This window comes from Aequorivita xiaoshiensis (genome assembly GCF_022008395.1).
Taxonomy (GTDB): Bacteria; Bacteroidota; Bacteroidia; order Flavobacteriales; family Flavobacteriaceae; genus Aequorivita; species Aequorivita xiaoshiensis.
Genome location: NZ_JAIRBB010000024.1, coordinates 1 through 6,905, shown reverse-complemented (window position 1 = coordinate 6,905; position 6,905 = coordinate 1). Strand labels below are relative to the sequence as shown.

The 6,905-nt window shown below is 31.5% G+C and carries 9 protein-coding genes; all 9 read right to left on the bottom strand.

Annotation, left to right across the window (positions count from 1 at the left end; genetic code table 11):
* Nucleotides 1–226: 226 nt before the first annotated feature.
* The 9 genes from K8344_RS13580 to K8344_RS13540 all read right to left on the bottom strand — a co-directional run bounded on the left by K8344_RS13580 (nt 227) and on the right by K8344_RS13540 (nt 6,796).
* A complete protein-coding gene (locus tag K8344_RS13580) occupies nt 227–1,144 on the bottom strand; it encodes an AraC family transcriptional regulator (RefSeq protein WP_237609221.1) in 918 nt (305 codons plus the stop codon).
* 176 nt (nt 1,145–1,320) lie between these two features.
* Complete coding sequence (locus K8344_RS13575) at nt 1,321–1,878, bottom strand: hypothetical protein (protein ID WP_237609220.1); 558 nt, start codon at nt 1,876–1,878, stop codon at nt 1,321–1,323.
* Nucleotides 1,879–2,120: 242 nt separating this feature from the next.
* Complete coding sequence (locus K8344_RS13570; RefSeq protein WP_237609219.1) at nt 2,121–2,708, bottom strand: hypothetical protein; 588 nt, start codon at nt 2,706–2,708, stop codon at nt 2,121–2,123.
* Nucleotides 2,709–2,936: 228 nt separating this feature from the next.
* Complete coding sequence (locus K8344_RS13565; RefSeq protein WP_237609218.1) at nt 2,937–3,290, bottom strand: hypothetical protein; 354 nt, start codon at nt 3,288–3,290, stop codon at nt 2,937–2,939.
* Between the two features lie 171 nt (nt 3,291–3,461).
* Nucleotides 3,462–3,890, bottom strand: coding sequence for a hypothetical protein (locus tag K8344_RS13560; RefSeq protein WP_237609217.1), 429 nt, complete (start codon nt 3,888–3,890; stop codon nt 3,462–3,464).
* Between the two features lie 288 nt (nt 3,891–4,178).
* A complete protein-coding gene (locus K8344_RS13555) occupies nt 4,179–5,003 on the bottom strand; it encodes a hypothetical protein (protein WP_237609216.1) in 825 nt (274 codons plus the stop codon).
* A gap of 3 nt (nt 5,004–5,006) precedes the next feature.
* A complete protein-coding gene (locus tag K8344_RS13550; RefSeq protein WP_237609215.1) occupies nt 5,007–5,888 on the bottom strand; it encodes a DUF488 domain-containing protein in 882 nt (293 codons plus the stop codon).
* A gap of 200 nt (nt 5,889–6,088) precedes the next feature.
* Nucleotides 6,089–6,316 carry a hypothetical protein gene (locus tag K8344_RS13545; RefSeq protein WP_237609214.1) on the bottom strand — a complete coding sequence of 76 codons (228 nt, stop codon included), beginning with the start codon at nt 6,314–6,316 and terminating at the stop codon, nt 6,089–6,091.
* Entirely contained in the window at nt 6,317–6,796 is a 480-nt protein-coding gene (locus K8344_RS13540) for a hypothetical protein (protein WP_237609213.1), read from the bottom strand.
* Between the last annotated feature and the right edge of the window lie 109 nt (nt 6,797–6,905).

Here is a 6,905-nt window from a genome sequence, read left to right as displayed (position 1 = left end):
ATTTTTGATTCTATCTCTCGATAAAATCCTTTCATATTTGAAAATTTATTTCCATTTATCTCTATTATTCGCATTTTGGTAAATTAAGCACAACGGCCAAGTATAAGCGTAGTGCGGGATTAGAAGCACTACGCTTTCAGTTTTACCTTATGTTTGTTAATATTCAATTAGTCCAATTTTAGCACTTTAGCCCGCATTACGCTTATACAATGTTGTACAGCGTTTTTTATTCAATCGGTATGCAAAAGTCAACAATAGCTTTTCTTTGAGGATGCTCATTAAAATTATTATGATAAATCTCAAAAGGTTCTTTATCAGCTTTGTTATATCCGTTTTCGTTCATCCACAAGAATAAACCTGTCCAAGATTTCTCAAATTCATTTAATCCAATTTCAAAATTACCAACTATGCACTTTCCGTTTTCGATTGAGGTCGTTCCAATTTCGCCTTTGGTTTCGGTAGGTTTGTCCAACAAAATACAGGCACTCATTCTTACTTTATCCGCTTGGGTAACTTTAAAACTGTCGTGGTAAATTGTTACCATTTTAGTTTGGTCATTCATCAGACCTTTGGGTGTTGCCCATTGAATCAGCTTTCCATAAGCTGTTTCGAGATTTTGAGGTCCGATACTCGATACGTAAGCCAATTCCATTTTCGGCATTTCTTTAATTTCGATGTTTGCATTCATTTTTATCCATTTTTTAAGATTATCAATGATGCAAATGTATTTTTCACAATCAGGATAGTCTTGTCCGTTCTTGCTTTCGAGTTGACGTATCTTGCTATGTCTGTTTGGGTTTTGCTTTTTGAATTCGGTCGGACTAACTCCGAAATATTTTTTAAAGGTTCGTGAAAAGGAAGAATTATCGCTAAATCCAAAATTATGAGCTAATTCAGTTGTAGTTATATTCTTGTGTAACAAATCCAAAGATGATTTCTCGATTTTTCGCCTTATTACATATTCATTTAGGGTTTCACCTGTTACAAATTTGAAAACTCTATGGAAATGAAATGGTGAGAAAAAAGCAATCTCGGAAACGGTTTTTAACGATAAGTCAGAATCCAAGTTTTCATCGATAAATTCAAAAACTCGGTTGATACGATTTTTGTAATCTGCTTGTATTTGTTCTTCTGTTTCTGTCATTCGTCAAATGCTGTACAACGGATTTGTATAAGATTAGTTGCGTGGTTTAAGCACCTAATTTAGCAAATACAAACCGAATAGAAAATCCGCGAGGATTTTCGTAAGTAGGCTTGCACTAGCAATTAATTTTATACGTTGTTGTGCTTAGGCCTTTCCGCCATCTGATGCACAAAATATTACTTTATTATTATTTTTCCGCAATTAATTTCGTGGCTATTGATTTTGTAAATTAGCTCTTCTTTTTGTAATTCAAATCCGGCTCTTATCGTTCCATTTACCCCTTGGTTAGAGATAACAACCGAATAGAAAAGATAAGAGCTATTTGGTTCAATTACTGTTTTCAATTTAGAGGGCTTATCTATGTTTTCGTCAAGGAAACTTATTATATCCAATCCGTAATTCGGTAATTTTTCTTTTTCAAGAATCATTTCGTCATTTGGTAAAAACAAATTGAAGTTTATATTGGGTTCTGAAGGTATTACAAATGAATTAGTTGAAAAATTTATTTCTAATTCCAAATTAGAAGATGCCTTATTAGTAATACAAGTCCAAAATGTTACGTAAACATATTCTTTTCCGTTTGTTGTTGTATATCTTTGTCCACCTTTTGGATAACTATTCTTAATTGTAATGCCATTATTAGTTTTATTATCATATTCAAATTCGGTATGAAAATTCTGTCCCATTATTGTATTAGAGAGCAGAAAAAGGGTAAGAACGATATAAAATTTCATTAGTCTTTTTGTTTTTTCGGCTTACGCACAACGTTTAGTATAAAAGAAGTAGGGCTGAAAATAAGCAATTACCTTTCGGATTATCCACAAGCCAAATCTTTTGCATTTTGTTTTTATTTTTTCTCCAAAAGCCAAATCAAAAGATTTGGCGACCTTGCAAATACGCCTGAAACATTGGGTTTAGCACTGATTTGCCCTATTTTTTTTATACAGTGTTCTACACCGTTTTTCTGCCATCATCTTTAACGTATATATTCAGTTCGGTCAAATCTTGCAATAGTGTCATTGGTTTTTGTAATTAAATAATAAGTTCTTCCACCTGCAAAATTGGTGTCATATTTTACTATGCGGACTTTTTGAACCGTTGCTTTTGTTTGGTTGTCGTAAGCGCTAAAATCAATTTCACGTAATAATTCAAAAAGGAAAAATTCCTTAATTCGACTTAAATCTTCTTGATCATTTCGTTTATAATTTAAGAACTTATTTTTTGTTTCAATTAATCTATTGACTTTCTGAGGTTCGTCCTCTTCCTTAGCTTTTTTAATTGTATTGTCGATTTTTTGAAATATGTCCTCATAACAAAATTTAAAATCTATTCCATCAATAGTTAGGGTTATTTTATCCGAGCAATCTAAACGAGAAGTTGCTCTTGTCGACCATACTGAAATTGTAGTATATGAACTGTCAAAGTTGTTATCAGAAGTTTTTAAATCGATTCTTTCTTGAATTATTGTATCCCCTCGATATTCAGAAATAACTTTAAGACTGTCTCCAAAAAATTTTGTTTCAGTTCGGTATTCCTTCACAATAGGTTTTTTATCGATTATCAATTCCCTTTTACTTTTGGAATGACATCCGATTAAAATCAGAATGTTTAATGCTATGACGACTATTTTTTTCAAATGGTGTAGAACGTGTTTGTGTATGATTAGTTGCGTGGTTTAGCGAGTAAGTTAGCAAATAAAAACCGAATAGAAAATACGTGAGTATTTTCGTAAGTAAGCTAAAACCCAGCAATTAATTATACACGGTGTTGTGCGTAGGTTTTATATTTCCGATTAATTATATTTTTCCGCGTTCTCAAGATAAAAGTACTTTGGATATTCTGCTGTCGTGTCGTTTTTAAACAAAAATAACTCGCTAGATTTTGCAGGTTTTGAAATTGAATCTCCTTTCTCAATAAATTTCATATTTGATGAACCAATTTCTAAATCAACATAATCTTCAATATTATAAAACTTCACTAAAATTCCACTTCTAGATTGGAATTTGTATTCAACTATTCCGTTTAAAGTGTTTTGATAATATTTTTTTGTGTGATTATGCGAATTCCAAAAAATGAAAATAAACAATCCAATTCCAATAGCAAGGACTATTCCTTTTTTCAGATTCAATGAATTTTTTATTGTCATTTTATTGGTTTTAGGTTGCTGGTCAACTTACGCACAACGGTCTCGTATAACCGTCAGTTACGGGTTAGTATGCGTTAATTTTCGGTTTGGCACAGACGTTAGCAATTCCGAGTGGATTCGGACGTAGTTGAATCCGCCGTAATTGCGGTTATACATTGTTGTGTAACGGTTTTATCCGCCATATTTACGTTTTCGCTCTCTATTTTGTTTTCTGATTTTTTTCTTGAGTTTTCTTGGATTTTCAGTTGAGAAATCAGTCCAAGAATTTCCAATTCCAATAAATATTTCTAACTCTACTGCTTGTCCGTTCATTACTGACACATTCTTTTTTAAATCATCCGTTCCCAATGAACTAATTTTTAATTCATATTCTCCCTCTTCAATCTGAAATTCAAAAAATCCATTTTCATCAGCAGAATAATATCCAATTTTATCAGGGAAATCTTTGCTTGTAATTATAGCATTCGTATTCGGAATACTATCAATTCGGTTTTTTATGTAACCTCTAATTGTTCCAATTGTCTTATTTGTAGTTTCTTTAATTCGGCTTTGAGAAACTTTTGATGGAATACCCCTTACATTCAAACATATGTCGGTCATTTGTCTTTTAGGTGTTGAGCATCCGACAAAGATTATAGCTAATAAATAAATTTTAATGTTATTCACGATTTTTTTTTAACTGTTGCACAACGGTCTTGTATATGGCTCGTAGCGTGCAAATTAGAAAATTATTTTCGGATTAAGCACAAGCCAGATTTTTAAATTTTACTATTTATCTTTTTATTGGAAATCGTTAAATTTAAAAATTTGGCGACTTTCCAAAAATGCCTTAACTTCGAATAAGCAACTAACTAGCTATGAGCTATATACTTTGTTGGCAGTAGTGTTTTATTCAAAGAGTTTAGTTTGATTCTCAATCTTTGGATGAAAAGTTCCGATAATCATAAATGGATTGTGAGATACATAATGGTGAACTTGAGATGTTCCTAAAAACAGATACAAGTCTTTAGTCATAGCAAAATCGTCAAAGTATTTTTTTCTCACATCAGCAACTGCTTTTGCCTCATTTCCTTCGTATTTGGCAAGTTGTCTCCAATATAAAGCTCCAATTTCCCAATCCTCAATCATCATTCGGCTTTCTTTTCCTTGATTGTCCTCAAGAACATAAGTAAATTTATATGGTAGCTTGTCAACTACATCAAAAGGGTCTTCAGGATGCTCAAATAGATTTCCTTGTTCTCTTTGTGCTTTTAATTTCGCGATTTTCTTTTTATCCCAAACTCTGTCAACTTCTTTAGCAACAAAATCTTTGATTTTTGTAGGTTTAAAAACAGCAAGAGAAGTACATATTTCTTTGTTTTTAGCTTCTGCAATTAGTTCTGCAAGGTTTTCATATACTTTATTGAGAACTGATTTTTTTCGTAAGTACCAATTACCAGCAGTATCTAAATGTTCAAGGATTTTTATTTCACTATCCATTGAATATGGTCTATAACTTTCAGGTCGAAAATCACTCGTATTTTTAACCAAGTCTAGTTCAATCCATTCATATTTTCGATATTGTTCCGAATAATCTTTTTTTCGGAAAGGAACAGGATAAATTCTAATCCATTTTCCATCTTCGGTAAATCCTGCTGTACAAACTAATTCATCATATTTTCCAGAAATTGCTGGATATGTTTTAACTGTTATTAGAACCTTTGTTTTTGCCATAAATTATATATGTTCAACAACTAAATCAGATTCTATAGATTTCAATGATTCAGCTAATGGTAATCTGTGACATTGACAAATGTTTGATTCGAAACAGGTAAGTGCGATTCTATTATACTCGTTTAATAGATTAATGATTTCTTGTTGTTGGGTTGATGTTTCTTTAAGTGTTGTTTTTTTGTAACTCTCAAAAAGTAAATCATAGTCTTCTTGTTTTTCAAGAGTTTGTCTTTTATTTGAGTTTATTCCGACTTCTGGAATGTGTATATATTTAATCCCTAAACTTTCACAAAATCTCTTTAGTAGAGTCTTGCTAAAGCCATACTTCATACTCAAAGGATTCTTCCTAACATCAACTAAAAGTTTAATATTGTTTTTTACAAGTTTGTTTAAATACTTTTCTAAACTAACTCCTTCATAACCAATTGTAAAAACGGATTTTTCATTTTGACTTGGTATTGTATTTAAAACTCTATTATAATATTCTTCGTTTAATATTCTTTCAGAAATTGTACTGTTAATTGCATAATATGGGAAATTAATATAAGTATGTCTTATTAAGGCTTCACCTGCCATATTTCCGTAGCTGTCAATTGTTTCAGTTAATAGTTCTCTGTCTTTAGGTTTAAGAGTAGGTAAATAATCTTTAGGGTCAATTTTCGAATAACCTCTTTCCGATTCAGATAAAAACTCTTTTTTTACCATTGTCACTAAATCAGCGTGTGCTGAATAAGAGTAGCACCCAAATTTATATGGTACAAAGTCATATTCAGATTCTCGTTTTCTTTGACTATATAAAAACAGCAACTTTTGTAATTTAGTTTTTTCAACATTTCCGTTACAAAGTTGGAATAATGATAATATTATTTTTCTTCTATAAAACATTCTACAAAGTTAGTGTTTAAAAAATGCCTTTAAAAATATTCTCGATTTTTTCACATTACTGCCAACGTTGTTGTATATGGTTTGTTGCGTGTTTCAAGCAACTAATTTAGTAAATAATTACCGACCAAGAAAGTCCGCGAGGACTTTCGTAAGTAGGCGAGAAGCCAGCAATAAATTATATACGGTGTTGTACCCAGTTTTTAATATTTAGAAATTCTATATTCATCATCTAATTCGATGCAGATGTAGTTCCCTCCGAATTTTCCACCACCTTTGATTTTCTTAAAGGTCAAATCTTTAAAATATCCAGTATTAAAATTGCGAGTAAATTCCACTTCTCCAATTTCAGTTGAGTGAAAAGGATAGTTATATTCTTTATTTTTAGTCAATCTATTGATATGTGATTTTTGGATTATCTTATTTGGCATTTAGTTTTCTAATTTTTGTTTCCGATTCAATTGCCAATTCATTAGTAAAATATTCCACATCGCAAAAAAGTCAGAACCTTTAAAGGCTGGAATAACGAACTGTTCAGAATTCAGATTAGTGATTGTCAGTTCATCCCATTCAGCTTTTTTCACTTGTTCTCTTGTTGCTTTTCCAGTTTCGCTAATTTCAACTAACGATTGAGGTCGCATTTCTTTAATATCACTTATCAGCAGACTTTCAAAGTTGTCATATTCTCCCCAAACTATTTTCCGAGTTCCAAAAACAGTCCATTTGTCATTTTTCGGTTGAGTGAAAACTAAAACAGGAATTCCAATATTTTGAGATTTAAATAATTCCGTGTAAAATTTTTGGTTTTCAGTCGGCAAACTCTCGAATAAGAACGAATGTTGGGTTGGAAGGCTGTGTTTTCCAGCTTTCCACTTTAATCTTTTCGCTATATATTCATCTGTTTTCTGCATTTCTCAAATTGGGTACAACGTCTCCGTATATGAAACGTAGCGTGTAAAAAGACGCTATCGTTTCGGATTATACACGAGCTGAATTTTTAAATTTTTCTTTTTTCTTTAT